Here is a 22,363-nt window from a genome sequence, read left to right as displayed (position 1 = left end):
CATAATACAATTGGGAGTACGTGATGGCGACAACTCGACCGGTGGCACTCGTGACGGGTGCCTCATCAGGGATCGGCAAGGAGGCGGCCCGCGCCTTCGTCGCGGCGGGTTTCGAGGTGATCGGAACCGGCCGCAAGACCTCCGGACTCGTCCCGCCCGCCGGGGTGACGTACCTCGATCTCGACGTGGCCAGTGACGACTCGGTCACCGCCGCGGTCGCCGAGGTGATCGACCGGTTCGGACGCATCGACATCCTGGTCAACAACGCAGGCATCGGCTCGGCGGGCGCCGTCGAGGAGAACTCCGTCACCCAGGCCCAGAACATCCTGAACATCAACGTCCTCGGCGTCATCCGTATGACGAAGGCCGTCCTGCCGCACATGCGTGCCCAGGGTGGCGGACGCGTCATCAACATCTCGTCCGTTCTGGGGGTCGCCCCCCAGCCCTTCATGGCCCTTTACGTCGCGTCGAAGCACGCCGTCGAGGGCTACTCCGAATCGCTGGACCACGAGGTCCGCGAGCACGGCATCCGTGTCCTCCTCGTCCAGCCCGCCTACACCAGGACCAGCTTCGACACCAACGCCGCGCAGCCCGACACCCCGCTGCCCCTGTACGCGGAGCGACGCCGCATCTTCGACGAGGTGATCGCGGAGGCGATGAGGGACGGCGACGATCCCGCCGTCGTCGCCAAAGCGATCGTCACCGCGGCCACCGACAAGAAGCCGAAGCTGCGCTACACCGCCGGCCCGCTGGCCTCACGCGTCACCACGGCGCGCCGCCTCGTTCCTGCCGGAACGTTCGACAAGCGGATCCGCAAGAACAACCGCATGCCCACCTGACATCCAGATCCGGCTTCAAAGGCGGCGATTCCGCACGCTGCTGCTGCCACGAAAGCCTCCGATGTGCTCGGTGTGCTCGGTGTGCTCGGTGTGCTCGGTGTGCTCGGTGTGCTCGGTGCCGCGGATGTTCCCGAAAGTCCATCGATCAGTCACTCGTTGATTGCCAAGGAGAGTCATGCAGCATCAACGCCAGCACACGGCCCGGCACGGTGCATCCCGCGCAAGGCGTTTCCTGAAGAGGAACGTCGCAATCGCTCTGGCGGTCACCGCGACGGCGGCAGTCCTGGGGGCGGCGCAGTCCGCGTCCGCAGGGACGGGACACTCGTACAGCGGAGCCGCTGTCACCGACGTTCGGACCGCGGCGCAGTTCGACTTCGCCGCCGGCGAGATCCCCGAGAACATCACCGTCAACCCCGACGGCTCGGTGACGCTGTCCATGCTCGGCAGTTGCGCGGTGTGCCGGCGCACCCGCGGGCCGGTGCTGATGCGCATAGACGCCTCCGGACACCGCACGGTGCTCGTCACCGGGCAGGTGGGGGAGGCGATCAGCGGCAACACCCGCGGCGGTGACGGCACCGTCTACTACAGCTTGTGGGCCCCGGGCAACGCGGACAGGAACGGCTTGTACAAGTTGCTTCCGGACGGCACGCCTCAGCGCATCGCCGCCCTGCCCGCCGACTCCGGCCCCAACGGGCTCGCCATCGACTCGGCCGGACGCACCCTCTACATCGCGGACAGCCTCAGGGGCATCATCTGGTCCGCTCCGGCCTCGGGCGGATCGGTGACCCCGTGGCTGGCCGATGACGCTCTCGCGCCGGTGCCGACCGAGGCCCTGCCGATCGGCGCCAACGGGCTCAGGTTCCACAACGGCGCTCTGTGGGTCAGCAACTTCAACCAGGGAACCCTGCTGCGGGTACCGGTCACCACCACCGGCGCGGCCGGTCCCATCCGCCTCGTCGCGGGCGGCCTGCCCAACATCGACGATCTCAGCTTCCTGACCCCCCGGTCCGATGTGGTGTTCGCGGCGCAGAACGGCTCCTCCTCGCAGAACGGTCCGGACAGGGTCGTGGTGATCTACCCGGACGGCACCGAAAAGGCCGTTCTGACCAGCGCGGACGGTCTCGCCTCGCCGTCCGCGACCGCGGTGCGCGGCGACCGGTTGTACATCACCGACGGCGGGGTCCCCGAACCCCACGACCCGAAACTGCAGACCGCCAGGATCAACTTCCCCGCTCTCCTCGCAGGCGCGGCACACTGACCTGACCAGCGGCAGCCGGGGCGCAAGTCCCGGCTGCGACGGAGGAACGCATCGTGCGGTACACGAAAGAACACAAGCAGGCGACAAGGCAGCGGATCGTCACGACGGCCGGCCGTCGGCTCAAGCGCAACGGCATCGACGGCTCTGGAGTCGCGACGCTCATGAGGGACGCGGGCCTGACCAACGGCACCCTCTACACCTATTTCGCCTCCAAGGACGAACTCGTCGCCACCGCGGTCGCCGACCAGATGCGCGCACAGCACGAGAACATCGCCGCTCAGGCGGCGCCCGGCCGTGCCGGACTCGAGCAGATCGTGCGCTGGTACTTCTCCACCGAGCAGCGCGACAGCATCGAGGACGGCTGCCCCAACGCCGCCCTGCTCGACGAGATCGGACGCTCCACGGATTTCACCAGGCAGGCGTACACCGACGGCGCGCTGGTCCTCATCGACGGCTTCGCCGCCCGCCTGGCACCCCACGATCCGCGATCGGCGCGTCTGAAGGCACTCGGCCTCCTCGGCATGCTCGCCGGGACGCTGCAGCTCTCCCGGGCCCTGACCGACCGGCGGCTCGCCGACGAACTCCTCGAACAGGGCATTCGCAACGCCCTGGCACTGCTGGATGCCGAGTAGCACGACTGATCGTTTCGGTCGGTGACCTGGTTCCATGTCGGGGACAGCGAAATCGATGACGCAGGCCCGGCCGGTCACCGGTGAAGATCACCCCGATCGGGAGCTGCACACCGATGGGCCGGCCCGCCACGGCGTGCGCGGTAGGGGGTATCTCCGAGTCGCGGCGACTGGCCATGCCCGGACGAGCGGAACGGTTGCCGCATCCGGGCTCGGTTCAATGACCTCGCCCGTCGCCCCGCGGAGGTCGACCACCGCACTGTTGCGGCTCGGCCGTTCCTCTCAGTGCATGAACATGAGGGCGTTTGCGATTCCCTGCTCGAGGACCTCGTCGGCGAACTTGCGGTCGGCGAGGGCACGCGACAGTTGCAGCGTCCCCACCACCATGGTGAAGAGCCCGATGGCCTTGCCGCGAGCGGACTGCGGATCCGCCGGCGCCAGACGGGCGGCGATCTCTTCCACGATGGCCGTCGCGCCGTCGGTGTACGCCTGCTTGGTGGCGTCCGCGCAGCGGCCGATCTCGTCCAGCAGTGCGGCGGAGGGGCATCCGGTGCCGGGCTGGTCACGGTGCTCGGGCGACAGATAGCCGCGAACGAAGTCCTCGAGTCCCTGTCGGCCGGGCCGCAGCGTGTCGTACCTCTCCACCTGTGTGCGCAGTTCCTCGGCGACAACGTTGGCGACGAGATCGTCCTTGGAGGCGAAGTGGGCGTAGAAGGCTCCGTTGGTGAGGCCGGCGTCCGCCATCAGTGTCGAGATGCCCGAGCCGTCTATCCCGTCCTGCTTGAACCGGTGGCCGGCCTTCTCGATGATCCGTTGCCGCGTCACCTGCTTGTGCTCCTTGGCGTAGCGCGCCACAGGCTTCCTCCCGTTCGTCCATGGTCTGACGTGCGTAATATTACGCCGTCAGGCCATGTGAACGCTGAACGACCTGAGGTGGACACCCGACTCCGGAGCGACCGTGATTCCCTCGACGGCGAGGTGTGAGCGTCCCGCTGGACGCCGAAAGGCTGAGCACGGCGAACGCATCCGGGGGGCAGGGCAGCTGAGGGGCGGCCCCGCCGTAACCGGCTGGGTCGCCCCTCGGTCCGGGCTTCAGGTCGCGACCGTGACGTCGGCCGGAGCACCTCCCGCGGCAAGGCCGGCAGCCGGGCCGTCGGCCTTGCGCTGGCGGGGCATGAGCAACGCCACAGCCGCTGCCAGGGCGACGGCACCGGCTCCGACCCAGAGGGCGGGGATCAGCCCGTCCACGAACAGTGAGGCCGATCCGTAGCCGCCCTGGGCGGAGAAGACCGCGGCCGGCGACGCCACGCCGATGGCTCCGCCCACCTCACGGATCGCGTTGTTGGCGCCGGAGGCGATGCCCTGCTCTTCCGGGCGGACGGTGCTCATGACGAGGTTGGCGCTGGGGGCGAAGAACATGCCCAGGCCGATGCCGCAGATGATCAGTGCAGGCAGCAGGTGGGTGTAGGCGACGTGCGGCTCGACGGTGACTGCCCGCCGCTGGCAAGGGCCGTGCCGACGAGGTCGAGGGTCGGGGTCGGGCCGTGGCTCTCGTTCAGCCGCAGCAGGGCGAGCGGGATCAGCGCCAGGCCGAGGGGGACGTTGACCCAGAAGATCCACTGCCAGGAGAGGTTTTCGGTGAGTGCGCCGCCGATGAGCGGTCCGGTGGCGACGGCGATGCCGCTGGCCGCGCCCCAGACACCCAGGGCCGCGCCGCGCCGTTCGGCGGGGACGGCGGCCGACAGCAGGGTGAGCGTCAGCGGCGTCACTGTCGCGGACCCGACTCCCTGCGCCGCACGCGCGGCGATCAGTTCACCCATCCCCGGTGCCAGGGCGGCGGCGGCCGAGGCTGTGGTGAAGATCGCGAGCCCGATGGCGAACAGCCTCCGGCGGCCGAATCGGTCACCGAGGGAAGCGCCGAACATGAGCAGGACCGCGAAGGTGAGGGTGTAGGCGCTCACCGTCCATTCGAGGTCTTCGAGGCCGCCGCCGAGGTCCTCGCGGATGGAGGGGAGGGCGGTGGTTGGTGACGATCAGGTTGTCGAGCGCGGTGATGAATCCCGCCGTGCTGGTGATGGCCACGGCCCAGACGGCGCTGCCGCCCCGAACAGGTTGCTTGCCTTGCTGTTTCATGGCGTTCCCTGCATTCCTGGCAGACGTACCTGGCGACGGATCAATGGACGTGGACGCCGGCGGGCGACGGCATGGCCCGCGACGGCGAGCATCGGCGATACACCGGGCTCGGTGCCGGGTTCCGGGTGGTCGGCCCTCAGGGAAGTTGCGGGTAGAGCACGGAGACGCCTCCGGCCAGGGCGGCCTGTGCCTGGCGGGAGGCGTTGTCGGCGAGGATCTCGTAGGCGTCGGCGGCGATGCCGTCGACGGCGATCCGGGCGATGTCGGCGGGGTCGGACTTGGCCGCGTCGACGGTCCGGGCCATGTCGGTGTCCATGTAGCCGACGTGCAGGCCGGCCACGCGGATGCCCCGGTCGGCGAGCTGCAGGCGCAGGGTGTTGGTGAGGGACCACTCCGCGGACTTGGCGGCGCAGTAGGCACCGAGTTCCGGGAAGCTGACCCAGGACAGGCCGGAGAGGATGTTGAGGATCGTTCCCCCGCCGTTGGCCGACATCTGGGGTGCGAAGGCGCGGACCACGGCGAGGGTGCCGAAGTAGTGGGTGTCCATCTCCAGGCGGACGTCTTCCAGGTCGGCGCCGAGCAGGTCGGCGCCGGTGGAGGATCCGGCGTTGTTGACCAGGATGGTCACGTCGCCGGTGGCTTTGGCCGCGGCCGCGATGGAGGCGGGGTCGGTGATGTCGAGAGCGATCGGCTTGGCGCCGGGCAGGTCGACCTGGTCGGGGTTGCGGGCGCCGGCGTAGACGGTGGCGCCGCGGGCGAGCAGTTCGGCGGCGAGTGCGCGGCCGAAACCCCGGTTGGCTCCGGTGACGAGGGCGGTGCTGGTGGAGAGGTCCATGGAGAGTTCCTGGCGAAGTCGAGAGGAGCGAAGGTCGGAGCGTCAATGGCGGGACCGGAGGGCCAGCTCATTAAATTAGGATCATAATATTAAGCGGGGTGAGTGGATGATCGCAACCGATCCATGCTTCTGTGGCGCCGTCGAGGTCGGCATCTGCGGCGCCAGGGTGTTTCGGGCTTGCGGTGCGACCGACGCGCGAGGGCCCCGCCGCGGGCACGGCGGGCCCCTCGTCACGGCGTGACGGAGGCGGGCTCAGAGCTTGACGATCAGGAGGTCCAGCTCTTGGCTGAACATGAACGCCAGGATGTCCGAACGCGTCACGGGCAGGTTCCACAGGATGCGCGGGCCGGCGACCTTTGATCGGTGCATGGCAGCCGGGCGGGGCTCCAGGTCAGTACCCCACCCGTCGCCAGTCCGTCACAGGACCGGGGTTCGTGTGGTCCGCAGGGGTGACCCAGAAGGCTTTGCCCAGCTCAGCGTCAAACTGGGCGCCTGCCCGGCCGTCCCCGGAGGAGCGGCCGGTCAGGCGGCGGCCTATCCACGGCAGCAGGTGCTGCCGGGCGAACCGCACGTCCGCGACCCGCCGGTTGACCCAGCCCGGCGGCAGGGTCGCCGCCATCGGAGTCCGCCACTCCGCGTCCTCGGGTTCGTGGCCGAGCGTCTGCCAGACCGCCTCGGCGACCCGGCGGTGCCCCTCCGCCGTCAGGTGCAGCCGGTCCACGTCCCACATCCGGGGGTCGGACAGCGAGGGCGCCCCGTACAGGTCGACCACCAGCGCGCCGTGCCGTGCGGCGAGCTCGTCGACGCAGACGAACAGTTCCTCCATGCGCGGGCGGAACCGCTCGAGGACCGGGCCCTGCCGACCGGGGCTGCGCATCAGAACCAGCTGCTTGCACGCCGGCGCCAGCCGCTCCACGGCCTCCGTCAACAGGTCCCTGACCCGGTTCATGTCGCACTTGGGCCGCAGCGTGTCGTTGAGGCCGCCGACGAGCGTGATGACGTCGGCACCCATCGCGGCCGCCACCGGCACCTGCTCGTCGACGATCTGCCCGATCAGTTTGCCCCGCACGGCGAGGTTCGCGTACCGGAACCCGGGGGTGCGGGCGGCCATCCGCGCGGCGAGGAGATCGGCCCAGCCCCGGTAGGAACCGTCGGGCAGCAGATCCGACATGCCTTCGGTGAAGGAGTCGCCGACGGCGACGAGGCTGGTGTGGGCGGGGTGGGGTGCGGAATTCGTCTGCATGGCGACAGCGATGGTATCCCGGCGCCATACCCGCCGGTCGGTCGCCCGGGCCCCGGCGGGCCTCTCCGGTCCCGGTGGGGCGTTCGTCTCGCGGCTGGTCGTTCTTGTCCCCAGCGGTCGCCGGAATCGGCCGGTCGACTGGGCCCGGTGGTCGTCGGGTCCCGGCTGGTCGTCCGTGTCCCGGCGGTCGCCCGGGTCCCGGTGCACCGTCTGAGCTCGGCCGGCCCTTCCCGGCCCGGTGGAGCGGCCGTTCCTCCTGGCCTCCCGGCCCGGCGAGGCGACCATTCCGTCCGGTCGGCCGGGAGGCACCGTCACGCGGGCTGCCCGAACAGCTGCCGCAGCACGTCCTCCATCGTCACCAGTCCGGCCAGCCTGCCGTCCGACCCGAGCACCGCCGCGAGATGCGTACGGCTGCCCCGCATCGCGGTGAGCACGTCGTCCAGCGGTGTGTTCTCACGCACCCGTGCGATGGGCCGCATGTCCCGCAGCCGGAACGGCACGTTCCGCGGTGCGGCGTCCAGCGCGTCCTTCACATGCAGGTAGCCGACGATCCGGCGTGCCGCGTCGACCACCGGGAACCGCGAGAAGCCGGACTCGGCCGACAGCTGTTCCAACTGCTCCGGCGTGACGCCCACGCGCGCGTACTTCACACGTTCCAGCGGGACCACCACGTCCCGTACCGGGCGACTGCCCAGCTCCAGCGCGTCGTGCAGCCGCTCCTGCGCGCGGTCGTCGATCAGACCGGCCTCGCCGGCGTCCTTGACGATCTCGGCCAGTTCGGCGTCCGAGAAGGTCGCCGAGACCTCGTTCCTGGCCTCCACCCTGAGCAGCTTCAGCAGCGTGTTCGCGAAGGCGTTCACCGTGAAGATCACCGGTCGCAGCGCCCGGGACAGCGCGACCAGGGGCGGGCCGAGCAGCAGCGCGCTGCGCACCGGTTCGGCGAGCGCGATGTTCTTCGGCACCATCTCGCCGAGCAGCATGTGCAGATAGGTGGCCAGGCCCAGCGCGATCACGAAGGAGACGGCGTGGCCCGCACCCTTGGACACGCCCACCGCATGGAACACCGGTTCCAGCAGGTGCGCGATCGCCGGTTCCGCGACCACACCGAGGACCAGCGTGCACAGGGTGATGCCGAGCTGCGCCGCCGCCAGCAGCGCGGACACGTGCTCCAGGCCCCACAGCACGCTCTTCGCGCGCCGGTCGCCGGCTTCCGCGTGCGGCTCGACCTGGCTGCGCCGCACGGAGATGAGCGCGAACTCGGCACCCACGAAGAAGGCGTTGACGACCAGCGTCGCCAGCCCGATCAGCAACTGGACGGCGGTCACCGCACGGCCTCCTTCTGTTCGTCGTCGAGCGGCGCGTGCAGCAGCACCCGGGCGGCCCGGTGGCCCGAGGCGTCCACCACGTCGAGCCGCCACCCGGCGACCTCGACACCGTCCCCGATCTCGGGTATCCGCCCCAGTTCCGTCGCCAGGAGCCCGGCCAGGGTCTCGTAGGGACCGTCCGGCACCCGCAGTCCCACCTGGGCGAGCTGGTCGATGCGGGTCGCACCGTCCGCCGAGTACAGGGCGCGGCCCTGCTCGTCGGCCCCGGCCGGGGCGAGGTCGGGCGTCTCGTGCGGGTCGTGCTCGTCCCGCACCTCGCCGACGACCTCCTCGACGATGTCCTCCAGGGTGGCGACGCCCGCCGTGCCGCCGTACTCGTCGATGACGACGGCCATGGTGCGCTTGCCGGAGAGCCGGTCGAGGAGCCGGTCGACGGTGAGCGACTCGGGGACCAGCAGCGGCTCGCGCATCACCTGCGCGACGGAGCGGCGGGGCCGTTCCTCCGCGGGCTGGGCCAGGACGTCCTTGATGTGGGCGATCCCGACGACCGAGTCGAGGCTGTCCCGGTAGACGGGGAACCGGGACAGCCCGGTGGCCCGGGTCGCGTTCGCCACGTCCTGGCAGGTCGCCAGGACGTCCAGGGCGATGACCTGGACGCGGGGGGTCATCACGTTCTCCGCCGTCAGGTCGGCGAGGTTCAGGGTGCGGACGAACAGTTCCGCGGTGTCCGCCTCCAGGGCCCCCTCCTTGGCGGAGTGCCGGGCCAGCGCCACCAGCTCCTGGGGGCCGCGCGCGGAGGCCAGCTCCTCGGCGGGCTCCACACCGAGGCGGCGTACCAAGCGGTTCGCCGTGTTGTTGAGGTGGGTGATGAACGGGCGGAAGGCGGCGCTGAACCAGCGCTGCGCGCTGCCGACCCGTTTGGCCATGGCCAGCGGAGAGGAGATCGCCCAGTTCTTGGGCACCAGCTCGCCGACGACCATCAGGAACACCGTGGACAGAGCCGTGCCGACCACCAGCGCGACCGAGTTCGCCGTGGAGGGGGAGATGCCGAGCGCCTGCAGCGGACCGGCGAGCAGCACGGCGATGGACGGCTCGGCGAGCATGCCGACCACCAGGTTGGTGACCGTGATGCCGAGTTGCGCCCCGGAGAGCTGGAACGTGAGGTTCCGCACCGCCTTGAGGGCGCCGGCGGCACCACGCTCGCCCCGTTGGGCGGCCCGCTCCAGCTCGCCCCGCTCGACCGTGGTCAGTGAGAACTCGGCGGCCACGAAGGCGCCACAGGCGAGCGAGAGCAGGACCGCCACCAGAAGGAGGAGCACTTCGGTCATCGGGTCACCTCCCTCCCATCGTCGGACAGGGCAGGGAGGGTCGCGCGGTGTCGTCGACCGGGAGGCTCGCCCATGGGCGCAGGCTCACAACCTTTCATGCAGAACCGGGTGCTCCTCCAAGGGTAAAGGATGGGCAAAAAAGCGGGGAGGGGGTGCCCGGTCTTCGACGAGCGGCGTCACCGGGCGCCGCAACAGTCGTGCTGCCCGTGCCTACAGCGGCTTGACCCAGCGCCGCCAGTGGTCCTCGCGGTGGTAGCCGGCCGCGGCCCAGGTGAGGTGCGCGCGTTCGTTGGCCTCCAGGACCATGGCGTCGACGCGTCGCCCGCCCAGGGCGGCGAAGCGCCGCTCCGCGGCTTCCAGCAGGGCGGTGGCGACGCCCTGCCTGCGGTGGCCGGGGTGTACGGCCAGCCGGTAGGCGGAGCACCGCCATCCGTCGAAGCCGGCTATGACGGTCCCCGCGAGGGCGTCGCCGCGCTCCGCGAGGAGCAGGGCCTCCGGGTCTCGCGTGATGAGTCGGGCCACCCCGTCCTGGTCGTCGCTGATGCTCGTTCCCTCGGCGGCGACGCGCCAGAACCGCAGCACGGTGTCGACGTCCGAGAGGGTGGCGGGGCGGATGTGAAGATCGCTCATGGGGTGAGCCAAGCAGAGCGCCGGCCCGTCCGGCGAGGGAGTTTCCGTGCCGGGGAGACCCGGGAAAGGGGCGGGCTCGCTCCCGGGGCCGGGATCACCTGGAACCGAGTTCCCGGGAGAGGCCGCGCAGCCAGGGCTCGGCGAAGGCCGGCTCCGAGCCGAAGGTCCGGACGAGACGCCGTCGCACCGTTCGGGTCCGTCCGGCCTCGACCAGGGCGACGGCGGTGGCGAGGGCACGCCTGGGCCCGTCCCCGCGGGCGGGCACGCCGGCCGTGTCGTCGTGCCAGCGCCCGGGCGGGAAGGAGGGCGCGGTCTTCGGCTCGCGGTCTCCCAGCAGGTGCCACACGCTCGGGTCGAGGGAGACGTTCCGTACTGCTCTGGCCGGCAGATCCCCTGTCCAGGAGTGGTGCTGCTGCCAGCGCCAGGTCTTGGGGCTGGTCCCGGTGCGCGCCGTGATGCCCAGATAGCGAAGCCTGCCCCTTATGACCGGCCAGGGCTCCCGGGACTCCTCGACCCAGTCGCGCAGGACCGTGTGCAAGGTGGTGAACGTGCGCCCGGCCCAGACCAGGTCGACCAGGGCCAGCGGGCGCCGTCGTCGCGCCAGGTCGTACGGCGCCATCCCGCCGGCCGCGAGGTGCTCGCGCATCCGGCCCAGGTCACGGGGCGACAGCTCCGCCGCGCCGACGGCGCACGACAGCGGCAGGCGGCCGAGCCGCCCGGACCAGGAGGTCTCCGCGAGCGCGCCGCCGAGCAGGTCGAAGACACTGTCCGCCGACCGTCCGACGAACCGCAGGTCCGCGCCACCGGAGCGGGCGACGACCTTGGCCGCGCACACCGTCAGCTCCTCCAGGTACCAGAGGTCCGGCTGTTCGACGCCGTCCAGCAGCGTGCCGAGCCGGTCGGGGCGCAGCAGGTCCCAGCGGTACGGCGCGGGCGGATCACTCGTCGGCATGCGTACCAGTTCAGCACCGGCAGGCCGCCGGCCACACCCGGTTTTCGTCCCGTGCCCCGCCGAGGAAAGGACACCGCACGCCTACTCGCCGCGCAGCTCCTCGATCACCGCCGCGAAGTCCTCCATGTACGGCTCCAGGACGGTCAGATACGAGAACCCGTACCGCTCACGCTGCGCCCGCACCCGCGCCACGATCTCCTTCAGGGAGCCGACCAGCACGATCGGCAGGGCCAGCGCCTGCTCCGCGGTCAGCTGAGGCTGGCGTTCGAGCAGTGGCCCGAGCACGGCCTCGGGGTCGTTGGTGACGGCCACCATCTGGACGAGCAGGTTCAGTTCGGCGGGCTCCGCACGGCCCGCCGCCAGCCCCTGGTAGCGGGCCACGCGCTCGTCGAGTTCCTCCGGTGTGAGCGGCGCGATCTTGCCGGTCGTGCTCCCGGCCACCACCCGGCCGGCCGTGAACGCGGCGATGTCGGCCCGCTCGGCGGTCAGCCGCAGCACCCGGTCGCCGTTTCCCCCGACCAGCAGCGGTACCCGCGGTTGCGCCGGCCGGGGCTGGTGATCGGCCGAGCCGAGCAGCCGCCGCACCTCCGCCACCGTGCGCTCGAGATGGTCCACCCGTTCGCGCGGCGAACCGTAGGGCAGCCCGGCCGTGTCGTGCTCCGCCTGGACATAGCCCGTGCCGAGGCCGAGTTCCAGGCGGCCGCCCGTCAGCGCGTCCGTGGTGGCCACCTCGCGGGCCAGCAGCGCCGGATTCCAGAAACCGGCGTTGAGCACGAAGGTGCCCAGCCGCGGCCGCTCGGTCGCCCCGGCGGCCGCGACAAGCGCCGGGAACGGCGCCACCCAGCCGAGGTGATCGGGCACCAGGATCACGTCGTACCCGAGTTCCTCGGCGCGGCGGCACTTGGCGCGCCACTCCCCGGCCGACGCGGAGGTGAGCAGGTTGACCCCGAAACGGAACGGACGCGGCATGAACTCTCCTTCAGCGAAGGGCGATTCGAGTCTTCGCTGCGATCCCATCACTCGTGCGCGATGGCCGCCAGCACATTCATGCGGGATGCGCGCAACGCCGGCAGCAGGGCCGCCACCACGCCCACGACCGCCGAGCCGAGTACGACGGCGACGATCGTCCCCCACGGAATCGCCAGCGCGGTCATGCCCTGCAGGGCCAGCACCCGCTGTACGCACACCCCCCAGACCAGGCCCAGGGCGAGCCCCAGCACCGCGCCGAACACCGCGATCACCACCGACTCCAGGCGGATCATCCGGCGCAGCTGCCGCCGGGCCAGCCCGATCGCGCGCAGCAGTCCGATCTCCCGGGTGCGCTCCACGACCGACAGGGCCAGGGTGTTGACCACGCCGAGCACCGCGATGACGATCGCCAGCCCGAGCAGCGCGTACACGAGGTAGAGCAGCACCGCGATCTGGTCGTGGACCAGCTTCTTGTAGTCGGCCTGGTCACGCACCTGGACCTGCGGATACGGCTCGAGCGTCCGTTCCAGACGGGAGCGCAGCCGGTCGGCGCTCGTGCCGGGGTCCTTGGCGACGTAGAGCGCCGCGTCCTGGCCGTCGGGCAGGTACTTCTCCGCCGTGGCGATGCCGAAGAAGAGTCCGCCCTGCATGCCGAATCCCGAGCCGCCCTGGTCGGTGAGGGCGCCCACGGTCATGTCGGTGGTCCGGCCGCCCGGGAATTCCACCGGGATGGTGCTGCCCAGGCGCACATGGTGGTCGTCGGCGAAGTTCACGTCCATGCCGAGGTGCCCGCCGGCCAGCGCCGCCCCGCTGTCGCCGCCCTTGAACGTGACGTGGGCGACCTCGTCCACCTGCGGGTCGTACCCCGAGGCGGTCGTCTTGACCCGCTTGCCGTCCGGCAGCCGCACCGCCACCGGCACGAACCGCTGCCGTACCACGAGACGTACGCCGTCGGTGGCGCGCACCCGGTCGGTGATCTCCTTGGTGAACGGCAGGAAGTTGCTGTTCTGGACGGTGAAGTCGGCGCCGAGCGTCTTGTCGATCTGCTGGTCGAACGACCGGGACATGGAGGCGCTGGCCACCGACATCCCGCCGACCAGGGCCAGTCCCACCATGAGCGCGGCGGCGGTGGCGCCGGTGCGGCGCGGGTTGCGCAGGGCGTTGCGCTGGCTCATCCGGCCGACCGAACCGAACAGCGCGGGGAACACGCCGCCCAGGACCCGGATCACCGGCCGGACCAGCAGCGGCCCGGCGATCACGGTCGCGACGAGCGTCAGTACGACTCCGAGGCCCAGCAGAGAGGCCGCCGTGGCGGTCCGGGACGCCGCCGCGCAGCCCACCAGCGCGGCCGCACCGGCCGCTCCCACCACGCCACCGACGATCGCCCGCGTCTTCAGCGGCCGTCCCACCCCGGCGATGTCGGCGTCCGCCAGCGCCGCCATCGGCGAGACCGCCGCCGCGCGCCGGGCGGGCAGATACGCCGCGACGAAGGTGACGCCGACACCGACGGCGTACGCCGAGACCGGCGTCGGCCACCCGATGACCATCTCGGTCGCCCTGAGGTTCATGCCGAACGCGCTCATCAGGCGGATCAGCCCGAACGCGAGCCCGATGCCGGCCGCCAGGCCGGCTGTCGAGCCGACCAGGCCGAGCAGCACCGCCTCGGTGAGCACCGACCGCCGCACCTGCCGCCGGTCGGCACCCAGCGCCCGCAGCAGGCCGAGTTCACGGGTGCGCTGGGCGATCAGCATGGAGAAGGTGTTGACGATCAGGAAGACGCCGACCAGCACGGCGATCCCGGCGAACCCGAGCATCACGTACTTGATCACGTCGAGGAAGCCGCCGAGGTCGGCGGCGGCCGACTTGGCCTGTTCGTCCGCGGTCTTCAGGTCGTAGGCGCCGGTGCCGACCACCCGGCCGACCCGGCCCTTGAGCTCGGTGTCGCTCACGCCCTTCGCCGCGTCCACGGAGATGCTGGTGGCCCGCCCGGAGGAGCCGAGCAGCTCGCGGGCGGCGACCGACGGGTCGAGGAAGACCAGGGCCGCACCCGGGTTGGTGGTGGTGAAGGTGGCGATGCCGACGACCTTCACCCGGAAGGTGCCGGGTGCGGCCTGCACGGTCAGCGTGTCGCCGATCCGTACGTGCTTCTTGCCGGCGGTGTCCGCGTCCAGCAGTGCCTCGTCCGCGCCGTGCGGGGCGTGCCCGGACGTCAGCTTCACCGGGCTGCGGTGGCTCAGGTACCAGTCGGTGGCGATGGTCGGGGCGCCGGTGGTCGGGCCCACGGACTTGTTCCTGCTGTCGACCACCACGATGTTCTGCACGGACACGTCCGCGTGTGTCGCGGCGACCCCGTCGACCGCTCCGACCTTCTCCGCGAGCGCCGCGGGCACGGTCTGTACCGCGCCGGTGGGGACGGACGACTTCAGGTCCTGTTTCGGCTCCACCGTCACATCGGCGGAGGTGGAGGCGAAGAGCCGGTCGAAGGTGCGGGTGACCGTGTCGGAGAAGATCAGGCTGCCCGAGACGAAGGCCACGGACAGCACGACGGCCAGCGCGGACAGCAGCAGACGCCCCTTGTGGGCGAGGAAGCTGCGCAGTGTCGCCTTGAGCACCGGGTCAGTCCTCCTCGGCGGCGCTGTCGCGGTCCGGCGCGCCGTGCGTCGCGTCGACGCCGGGGGGCTGGGCGCCCGCCCCGGAGAAGAGGCGCATCCGGTCCAGCACCGCCTCCGCCGTGGGCCGCTCCATCTGGTCCACGATGCGCCCGTCGGCGAGGTACAGCACCAGGTCGGAGTGGGCGGCGGCGCCCGGGTCGTGGGTCACCATGACCACGGTCTGCCCGAGGTCGTCGACGGCGTCACGCAGGAACCCGAGGACCTCGAGCCCGGCCCGCGAGTCGAGGTTCCCGGTCGGCTCGTCGGCGAAGATCAGCTCGGGCCGTGAGGCCAGCGCCCGGGCGCAGGCCACCCGCTGCTGCTGCCCGCCGGACAGCTGCGCGGGCCGGTGCTTGAGCCGGCCCCGCAGCCCCAGCGTGTCGATGACCTGGTCCAGCCACTCCTCGTCGGGCTTCTTGCCCGCGATGTCCATGGGCAGGGTGATGTTCTCCGCCGCGTTCAGCGTGGGAATGAGGTTGAACGACTGGAACATGAAGCCGATCCGGTCCCGTCGCAGCCGGGTCAGCTCACGCTCCCTCAGCCCGGTGATCTCGGTGTCGCCGAGCCACACCTGACCGGCCGAGACGGTGTCGAGCCCCGCGAGGCAGTGCATCAGGGTGGACTTGCCGGAGCCCGAGGGGCCCATGACCGCGGTGAACCGGCCACGCGCGATGTCCACGTCCACCGAGTCCAGCGCGAGCACCGCGGTCTCGCCCGAGCCGTACGCCTTGGTCAGCCCCCGGGCGCGGGCCGCGATCCCGCCGTCGGGTGCCCGGCCGGGTGCGTGCTTCGCAGCAGGTGTGGACAAGGCCGCCTCCTCGCTCGCCGGGATGTCGTGCACTCGCGATCCGGCCCGAGCGTAGGGTGACGGTGCCCACGGCTGCTATCCCCCGTGAGGCAGAGGGCGTCTCCGTCTCAGGTCGCAGCCCCGGGACCGGTGTAAGGGGCACTCTCCACCCGGGGGGAGGAGAACCGGCCGCCGCACGACCGAAGCCGCCGTCAGCCGCGGATCACCGCTCCCCGGGCCGCCAGGCCGTGCCCAGCACGCAGTACGACGTGGGAAGCCGCGGTCCCCTCTCCGGGAGCAGCACCGCACGGTACGGGCCCAGCTCGAATCCGGCCTCCCGCAGCGCGTCGACAGGCTCGCGGGCCAGATGGCAGCCGCCGTTCAGCACCGGCCACACGGTACGGTCCAGGGCGCGCTGGGTGAGCGTCATGGCCCGGCCGCCGCCCCTGCCGTGTTCAAAGAACCGCACCTCTCCGCCGGGCCGCAGCACCCGCCGCGCCTCACCCAGCGCGCGCGGCACGTCCCGGACGCTGCACAGCACCAGCGACAGCACCACCGCGTCGAAGGCCTCGCTCTTCACCGGCAGCGCCTCCGCCGCGCCCGGCACCACGTCCACCGGTACCTCCGCGCGCAGCGCCGCCCGCACCGCCGATCGCCTGAGCACGCGCTCCGGTTCGATGGCGACCACCTCCGCGACGGCGCCCGGGTAGTGCGCGAAGTTCAGTCCGTTGCCCGCGCCGATCTCGATCACCCGCCCGGACAGCCCGGCGAGCAGCCTGGCCCGCATCGCGGCCATCCCGAGCCGGGCCTCGGCGCCCGTACTGATCCGGGCGTAGCAGCGGGCGAACAGCGGGTGGTGCACGGCATCCCGTGCCACCTTGCCGGAGCCGACGGAGCGCAGCCGCATGGCGACCTCCCGGACAGGACGGGCCTACGGGGATTGTCCCCCGTACGGACCCGTCGCACCCCTCCCCAAGGCGGATCAGGGCGCGTTGCGCACCCGGAACGCCTCCGCGTCCCACGTGCCGGCCAGCCGCGGCGCGAGCCAGCCCGGGGCCACCGCGCGGAACTCCGCGGGCGGCAGCGCCCCGGCGCCGGCGGGCAGCGCACCCAGCAGCGGAGCGCCCGCCACCTCCGGCAGATCCGCCAGGTTGCAACGGCACGCCAGGTCCGGGGATTGCGGCCAGCTGCCGATCACCACACCCAGCAACTCGACCTCCCGGGAGCGCAGCTCGCGCGCCGTCAGTTCGGTCGTGTTCAGCGTCCCCAGCCCGGCCGAGGCGACGACCAGCACCGGCGCGTTCAGCAGCCGGGCCGCGTCCGCGAGCGTGCCGCCGGCCGCGTCGAACCGGACGAGCAGCCCGCCCGCCCCCTCGACCAGCACCAGATCGTGCTCCGCGGCCAGCTTGGCGGCGGCCTCGGCCACCTCGTGCGGATGCACCGGCGCCATGCCCGCCCGCCGCGCCGCCGTGCCCGGTGCCAGCGGATCCGGATAGCGGGCCAGTTCGGCCGTGGCAACGGCTCCCGCGAGCCGCGCGACCTCGTCGGCGTCCCCGCGTTCGTCGGGCCGTACGCCCGTCTGCGCGGCCTTCAGCACGGCCACCGACCGCCCGGCCGCCACCGCGGCCGCCGCCACGGCGGCGGTCGTGACCGTCTTGCCGACCTCCGTGCCCGTTCCCGTGATCACCAGTACCGGCATGTCATCCCTCCTGCGCCGCCGCGCACACCGCGCGGGCGATCCGCGCCACGTCCTCGTCGCCGGTGATGTACGGCGGCATCGTGTAGACCAGATCCCGGAACGGCCGCAGCCAGACACCCTCGCGCACGGCGGCGCGGGTGGCCGCCGCCATGTCGACCTCGTGGTCCAGCTGTACGACCCCGATCGCGCCCAGCACCCGTACGTCCTTCACCCCGGGCAGCCGAGCGGCCGGGGCGAGCCCTTGGCGCAGGCCCGCCTCGATCCGCTTGACCTCCGCGAGCCAGTCCTGCCCGAGCAGCAGTTCGACGGAGGCGCAGGCGACGGCCGCCGCCAGCGGATTGCCCATGAACGTCGGCCCGTGGGCCAGCACCGGCACCTCGCCCCGTGAGATGCCGTCGGCCACGCGCGCGGTGCACAGCGTCGCCGCCATCGTCAGGTAACCGCCGGTCAGCGCCTTGCCCACGCACATGACGTCCGGGGACACGAGTGCGTGGTCCGCCGCGAACAGCGCACCGGTGCGCCCGAAGCCGGTCGCGATCTCGTCGAACACCAGCAGCACGTCGTGCGCGTCGCACGCCTCGCGCAACGTGCGCAGATAGGCGGGGGAGTGGAACCGCATCCCGCCCGCGCCCTGCACCACCGGCTCCACGATCACGGCGGCCACCTCATGGGCGTGCCGCTCGATCAGGTCGTGCAGATGGCCGGCGTAGGCGTCCTCGTACTCCACCGGCGGCGCGTCCGCGAAGACCTGACGCGGCAGCACCCCGCTCCACAGCTCGTGCATCCCGCCCTCGGGGTCGCACACGGCCATCGGCTGCCAGGTGTCGCCGTGGTAGCCGCCCCGCCAGGTCAGCAGCCGCCGCTTCTCCGGGCGCCCGAGCGAACGCCAGTACTGCAAACACATCTTGACCGCGACCTCGACCGACACCGAACCGGAGTCGGCCAGGAACACATGCTCCAGTCCCTGTGGCGACATGTCGACAAGGAGCTTCGCGAGGTGTACGGCGGGTTCGTGGGTGAGCCCGCCGAACATGACATGGCTCATCCGCCCCAGCTGCTCGCGCGCGGCCTCGTTCAGGACCGGGTGGTTGTAGCCGTGGATCGCCGACCACCACGACGACATGCCGTCGACCAGTTCGCCCGAGCCGTCGGCGAGCCGGAGCCGGACCCCGCTCGCCGACTCCACGACGAGCGGCTCGGCCCGCCCGGGCATCGGGCCGTACGGATGCCACACGTGCCGCCGGTCCAGCTCCAGCAGCTCCGGCACGCCCCGGCCGGGCAGGTCAGGCATTGGGCGCGAGGTCCGTCCCGGCACCCCGGCGACGCACGGCCACCAGGTCGGTGCGGGCCTCGCCCGCCGTCGTGGCCGCCACGGTCGCCGTACCGCAGATCCCACCGCCCTCGTGGGAGCCACAGCCGCCCTCCGCCGCATGCGAACCGCAGCCGGCCTCGCCGTGCGACCCGCAGCCCGCCTCGCCGTGGGAGCCGCAGCCGCCCCCGGCCGCCGCCCTGTGCTCCGGCAGGGTCACCTGGCCGGCACCCTCGACCTCGAACCCGGCGTCCGCGATCATCTCCAGGTCGGCCTTCCCCGCCTGGCCCTCACTGGTCAGGTAGTCCCCGAGGAAGATGGAGTTGGCCAGGTTCAGGGCCAGCGGCTGCAGGGTGCGCAGATGCACCTCACGGCCGCCCGCGATGCGCACCTCGACGTCCGGGCACACGAACCGGACCATCGCCAGGATCCGCAGGCAGCGCTGCGGGGTGAGGTGCCACTCCTTGGCGAGGGGCGTGCCCTCCATCGGGATGAGGAAGTTCACCGGAACCGAGTCGGGGTCCAGCTCGCGCAGCGAGAAGACGACGTCGACCAGGTCCTCGTCGCTCTCACCCATGCCCGCGATGAGACCGGAGCAGGCGGACAGACCGGCCGCGTGCGCCTTCTGCACCGTGTCCACCCGATCGGCGTAGGTGTGCGTGGTCGTGATGTCCGCGTACGTGCCCTCGGAGGTGTTGAGGTTGTGGTTGTACGCGTCCGCGCCCGCCTCGCGCAGCCGCTCGGCCTGGCCGTCGGAGAGCAGGCCGAGGCAGGCGCACACCTCGACGTCCTCGTTCCGCTCCTTGATCGTCCTGATCGTCTCGGAGACCCGGTCCACGTCCCGGTCCGTCGGACCGCGTCCACTGGCCACCAGGCAGACGCGCTTGGCACCTCCGGCCAGGCCCGCGGCCGCCGCCGCGGAGGCCTCGTCGGGCTTGAGCCAGGTGTACTTCAGGATGTCGGCCTTGGAACCGAGCCGCTGGGAGCAGTAGGAGCAGTCCTCCGGACACAAGCCGGACTTGAGGTTGACCAGGTAGTTGAGTTTCACGCGCCGGCCGAACCAGTGCCGGCGCACCTTGCCGGCCGCGGCCACCACATCGAGCACGTCGTCGTCGGAGGTGGCCAGTACGGCGAGTGCTTCCTCGCGGGTCGGCAGCTCGCGCCGAAGCCCCTTTTCCACCAGCGTGTTCAGCAGGTCCATGAGGTCCGATCCTGTCCTACGTGACCGCCCCGGGCCAAGGAGAGTTTGCACAACGGAGACTGGTTGCACGTGTGGGTATTGCCACACGGTGGGCGGTTGGTCGTCCGGCTAGTGTCTGTCCACTGCCTACAAAATCCCCGGAGGAGCCATGGCGTTCGGCTGGATCGACGACCAGGCGGAGCTGCGCCGCCGCGCCGGACTGGTCCGGACCCTCAGGCCCCGGGCCGCCGACTCCCCGCTGCTCGACCTCGCGAGCAACGACTACCTCGGTCTGGCCCGCCATCCCGAGGTCGTCGACGGCGCCGCGACCGCGGCCCGGGCGTGGGGCGGCGGCTCCACCGGGTCCCGGCTGGTGACCGGTACCACGGAACTGCACACCGAGCTGGAGCGCGAGCTGGCCGGGTTCTGCGGCTTCGAGGCGGCCCTGGTCTTCTCCTCGGGATACGCCGCCAACCTCGCGGCGGTCACCGCGCTGGGACCGCACGGCTCCCTCATCGTCTCCGACGCGGGCAACCACGCCTCCCTCATCGACGGATGCCGGCTGGCCCGGGGCACCACGCAGGTCGTCGGGCACGCCGATCCCGACGCGGCGGGCAAGGCCCTGGCCACGCACGAGGGGCCGGCGGTCGTCGTCTCCGACACGGTGTTCTCCGTCGACGGGGACTCGGCGCCGCTGTCCGCGCTCGCCGAAACCTGCCGGACGTACGGCGCCGGGCTGGTCGTCGACGACGCGCACGGCCTCGGTGTCCTGGGCGACGGCGGCCGGGGAGCACCGTACGGGGCCGGACTCGCGGGCGCGGACGACGTCGTCGTCACCGTCACCCTGTCGAAGTCGCTGGGCAGTCAGGGCGGTGCCGTGCTGGGACCGGCGCGGGTGATCGACCACCTGGTCAACGCGGCCCGGACCTTCATCTTCGACACGGGTCTCGCGCCCGCGGCGGCCGGAGCGGCCCTCGCGGCCCTCAGGCTGCTGCGCCGTGAGCCGGAACGGGCGGCGCGCTCCCGTGCGGTGGCCGCCGAGCTGCACGCGCGCCTGACCGCCGCGGGGCTGGAAGCGGTGCGTCCGGACGCCGCGGTCGTCTCCGTGCGTGCCCCGTCCCCGGAGGAGGCGGTGCGCTGGGCCGCCGCGTGCAGGGCGGCGGGCCTGGCCGTGGGCTGCTTCCGTCCTCCTTCCGTGCCCGACGGCATCTCACGGCTCAGGCTGACCGCGCGGGCGGATCTCTCCGGGGCCGAGATCGAACGCGCTGTACGAGTGATCGGCGAGACGCGACCATGAGTCGGCGTGACACGGCCGGGCATCGCCTGGACGGAAACTGACCGGAAGCGGTCAGCGGGTCACCGGAGCGCGGCGACGAACTCCGCCCAGCTCCCGGGGGAGAAGAGCAGCGCGGGTCCGGCCGGGTCCTTGGAGTCGCGCACGGCGAGCAGCCCGGTCCGGGGACCGGAGTGCGGGCGGGCCGTCTCCACGCAGTTGTTGGCTCCGGTGCTGTAACTGCTGCGCAGCCACCGCACACCGTGCAGATCGGTACTGGAGGGTACGTTCCGAGGCAGTGCAGACATGGTGCCTCCTTACGCGCCGCCTATCCCGGCGATGTAATCCAGCGAGTCCTCGGGTGAAAGGGCGTGGATCTGAAGGGTGTTGAAGGCCTCCGAGTAGGCCCGGAGGTCTTCTTTCCGCTCGAGGTAGAGGCTACTCGTCAAATGGTCGAGAACAACCACGTCAAGATCAGATGTGCTCGGAAATGAGAAAATAACGAAAGGGCCGGTGATACCGATGTGCGCCCCGGCGGAGAAGGGCAGCACCTGGAGACGCACCTGCGGCAGACGCGCCGCCTCCAGGAGCCGCTGAAGCTGCCGCGCCATCACCTCCGGCCCGCCGACCTCCCGCCGCAGCACCGCCTCGTCCAGGACGGCGCTCAGCTCCAGCGGCGGATCCGACCGCAGCACGTCCTGCCTGGCCAGCCGCACCTTCACCAGGGCGTCCAGCCGCTCCTCGATGTCGTCGGGGGCGTCGGGAGCATGGGCGTCGTCGGGACCCCTGCCGACGGCCGCCCCGGTGACCGCGCGGGCGTACTCCGGCGTCTGCAGCAGTCCCGGGACCACCGAGGTCTCCAGCGTGCGCATCCCGCTCGCCTGAGACTCCAGGCTGATGAAGTCACGGTAGGCGGGCGGCAGCACCCCGCGGTAGGCGTGCCACCAGTGGTGCCGGCCGCCGCCGTCGTCCGACCCGGCCAGCACCAGCAGCAGCTCGCGCTGCTGGTGGTCGGTCACACCGTAGGCGTCCAGGAGTAAGCGGACATCGGCCGGTTTCACCCCGCTGGCGCCGGTCTCGATCCGGCTCACCTTCGACTGGTGCCAGCCCACCAGACGGGCGGCCTCACCACTGGTGAGGCCCGCGCCGGTGCGCAGCGCGCGCAGCTCGGCGCCCAGTTTCCGACGGCGCACCGCGGGACCGTTCTGCATGGGCCACTCCTTACTCGCCATCACTCCGTGCGCGCCGCCCGAATACGGTCTGCCGTCGTAGAGTTCACCGCTTTGAGCGACAGATATATGCATATCTTGGTGGTTCCCACCC

The 22,363-nt window shown here is 71.7% G+C and carries 20 protein-coding genes and 1 pseudogene; 4 read left to right on the top strand and 17 right to left on the bottom strand.

Annotated features, from left to right (window positions below; all coding sequences use genetic code 11):
- Positions 1–23: 23 nt before the first annotated feature.
- The 3 genes from ACWC21_RS15355 (at position 24) to ACWC21_RS15345 (ending at position 2,729) form a co-directional block, all read left to right on the top strand.
- Positions 24–839: an oxidoreductase gene (locus tag ACWC21_RS15355; RefSeq protein ID WP_450881874.1), complete on the top strand. Its 816-nt coding sequence runs from the start codon at positions 24–26 to the stop codon at positions 837–839.
- A 175-nt stretch (positions 840–1,014) separates the two neighbouring features.
- Complete coding sequence (locus tag ACWC21_RS15350) at positions 1,015–2,097, top strand: hypothetical protein (RefSeq protein WP_450881872.1); 1,083 nt, start codon at positions 1,015–1,017, stop codon at positions 2,095–2,097.
- Positions 2,098–2,147: 50 nt separating this feature from the next.
- A complete protein-coding gene (locus ACWC21_RS15345) occupies positions 2,148–2,729 on the top strand; it encodes a TetR/AcrR family transcriptional regulator (RefSeq protein WP_450882074.1) in 582 nt (193 codons plus the stop codon).
- Between the two features lie 279 nt (positions 2,730–3,008).
- On the opposite strand, the gene ACWC21_RS15340 is transcribed toward ACWC21_RS15345, so the two are convergent.
- The 15 genes and pseudogenes from ACWC21_RS15340 to bioB all read right to left on the bottom strand — a co-directional run bounded on the left by ACWC21_RS15340 (position 3,009) and on the right by bioB (position 19,788).
- The gene (locus ACWC21_RS15340) at positions 3,009–3,581 is read right to left on the bottom strand and encodes a TetR/AcrR family transcriptional regulator (RefSeq protein ID WP_450881870.1); all 573 of its coding nucleotides are present in this window, start codon (positions 3,579–3,581) and stop codon (positions 3,009–3,011) included.
- A gap of 237 nt (positions 3,582–3,818) precedes the next feature.
- Positions 3,819–4,859, bottom strand: a pseudogene (locus ACWC21_RS15335) (MFS transporter).
- A gap of 136 nt (positions 4,860–4,995) precedes the next feature.
- Positions 4,996–5,694 carry an SDR family oxidoreductase gene (locus ACWC21_RS15330; RefSeq protein WP_450881868.1) on the bottom strand — a complete coding sequence of 233 codons (699 nt, stop codon included), beginning with the start codon at positions 5,692–5,694 and terminating at the stop codon, positions 4,996–4,998.
- 391 nt (positions 5,695–6,085) lie between these two features.
- On the bottom strand, positions 6,086–6,937 hold the full coding sequence (locus ACWC21_RS15325) for an SGNH/GDSL hydrolase family protein (protein ID WP_450881866.1): 852 nt from the start codon (positions 6,935–6,937) through the stop codon (positions 6,086–6,088).
- Between the two features lie 311 nt (positions 6,938–7,248).
- Positions 7,249–8,262 carry a hemolysin family protein gene (locus ACWC21_RS15320; RefSeq protein WP_450881864.1) on the bottom strand — a complete coding sequence of 338 codons (1,014 nt, stop codon included), beginning with the start codon at positions 8,260–8,262 and terminating at the stop codon, positions 7,249–7,251.
- Entirely contained in the window at positions 8,259–9,590 is a 1,332-nt protein-coding gene (locus ACWC21_RS15315) for a hemolysin family protein (RefSeq protein ID WP_450881862.1), read from the bottom strand. The genes ACWC21_RS15320 and ACWC21_RS15315 overlap by 4 nt, the downstream gene beginning before the upstream one ends.
- Before the next feature lie 210 nt (positions 9,591–9,800).
- Complete coding sequence (locus tag ACWC21_RS15310; protein WP_450881860.1) at positions 9,801–10,220, bottom strand: GNAT family N-acetyltransferase; 420 nt, start codon at positions 10,218–10,220, stop codon at positions 9,801–9,803.
- A 94-nt stretch (positions 10,221–10,314) separates the two neighbouring features.
- Positions 10,315–11,172, bottom strand: a complete 858-nt coding sequence (locus tag ACWC21_RS15305; RefSeq protein ID WP_450881858.1) for a hypothetical protein — start codon at positions 11,170–11,172, stop codon at positions 10,315–10,317.
- An 81-nt stretch (positions 11,173–11,253) separates the two neighbouring features.
- A complete protein-coding gene (locus ACWC21_RS15300) occupies positions 11,254–12,141 on the bottom strand; it encodes an LLM class F420-dependent oxidoreductase (RefSeq protein WP_450881856.1) in 888 nt (295 codons plus the stop codon).
- 47 nt (positions 12,142–12,188) lie between these two features.
- Positions 12,189–14,753 carry an ABC transporter permease gene (locus ACWC21_RS15295; RefSeq protein ID WP_450881854.1) on the bottom strand — a complete coding sequence of 855 codons (2,565 nt, stop codon included), beginning with the start codon at positions 14,751–14,753 and terminating at the stop codon, positions 12,189–12,191.
- A gap of 4 nt (positions 14,754–14,757) precedes the next feature.
- Positions 14,758–15,600 carry an ABC transporter ATP-binding protein gene (locus tag ACWC21_RS15290; RefSeq protein WP_450881852.1) on the bottom strand — a complete coding sequence of 281 codons (843 nt, stop codon included), beginning with the start codon at positions 15,598–15,600 and terminating at the stop codon, positions 14,758–14,760.
- Positions 15,601–15,802: 202 nt separating this feature from the next.
- A complete protein-coding gene (locus tag ACWC21_RS15285) occupies positions 15,803–16,486 on the bottom strand; it encodes a class I SAM-dependent methyltransferase (protein ID WP_450881850.1) in 684 nt (227 codons plus the stop codon).
- Positions 16,487–16,561: 75 nt separating this feature from the next.
- On the bottom strand, positions 16,562–17,278 hold the full coding sequence (gene bioD / locus ACWC21_RS15280) for a dethiobiotin synthase (protein ID WP_450881848.1): 717 nt from the start codon (positions 17,276–17,278) through the stop codon (positions 16,562–16,564).
- 1 nt (position 17,279) lies between these two features.
- The gene (locus ACWC21_RS15275; RefSeq protein WP_450881846.1) at positions 17,280–18,569 is read right to left on the bottom strand and encodes an adenosylmethionine--8-amino-7-oxononanoate transaminase; all 1,290 of its coding nucleotides are present in this window, start codon (positions 18,567–18,569) and stop codon (positions 17,280–17,282) included.
- Entirely contained in the window at positions 18,562–19,788 is a 1,227-nt protein-coding gene (bioB, locus tag ACWC21_RS15270; RefSeq protein WP_450881844.1) for a biotin synthase BioB, read from the bottom strand. The genes ACWC21_RS15275 and bioB overlap by 8 nt, the downstream gene beginning before the upstream one ends.
- A 148-nt stretch (positions 19,789–19,936) precedes the next feature.
- On the opposite strand from bioB, the gene ACWC21_RS15265 reads away from it, so the two are divergent.
- Positions 19,937–21,064: an 8-amino-7-oxononanoate synthase gene (locus ACWC21_RS15265; RefSeq protein WP_450881842.1), complete on the top strand. Its 1,128-nt coding sequence runs from the start codon at positions 19,937–19,939 to the stop codon at positions 21,062–21,064.
- Positions 21,065–21,123: 59 nt separating this feature from the next.
- Here the strand turns inward: ACWC21_RS15265 and ACWC21_RS15260 are convergent, their stop codons facing one another.
- Both ACWC21_RS15260 and ACWC21_RS15255 read right to left on the bottom strand, forming a co-directional pair.
- Positions 21,124–21,348 (bottom strand): DUF397 domain-containing protein, encoded by a 225-nt coding sequence (locus tag ACWC21_RS15260; RefSeq protein ID WP_450881840.1) that lies wholly within the window; start codon positions 21,346–21,348, stop codon positions 21,124–21,126.
- 9 nt (positions 21,349–21,357) lie between these two features.
- Positions 21,358–22,251: a helix-turn-helix domain-containing protein gene (locus ACWC21_RS15255; RefSeq protein WP_450881838.1), complete on the bottom strand. Its 894-nt coding sequence runs from the start codon at positions 22,249–22,251 to the stop codon at positions 21,358–21,360.
- Positions 22,252–22,363 lie beyond the last annotated feature (112 nt).

It is taken from the genome of Streptomyces sp. NPDC001348 (genome assembly GCF_053597535.1).
This window is presented reverse-complemented; position numbering and strand designations above follow the sequence as displayed.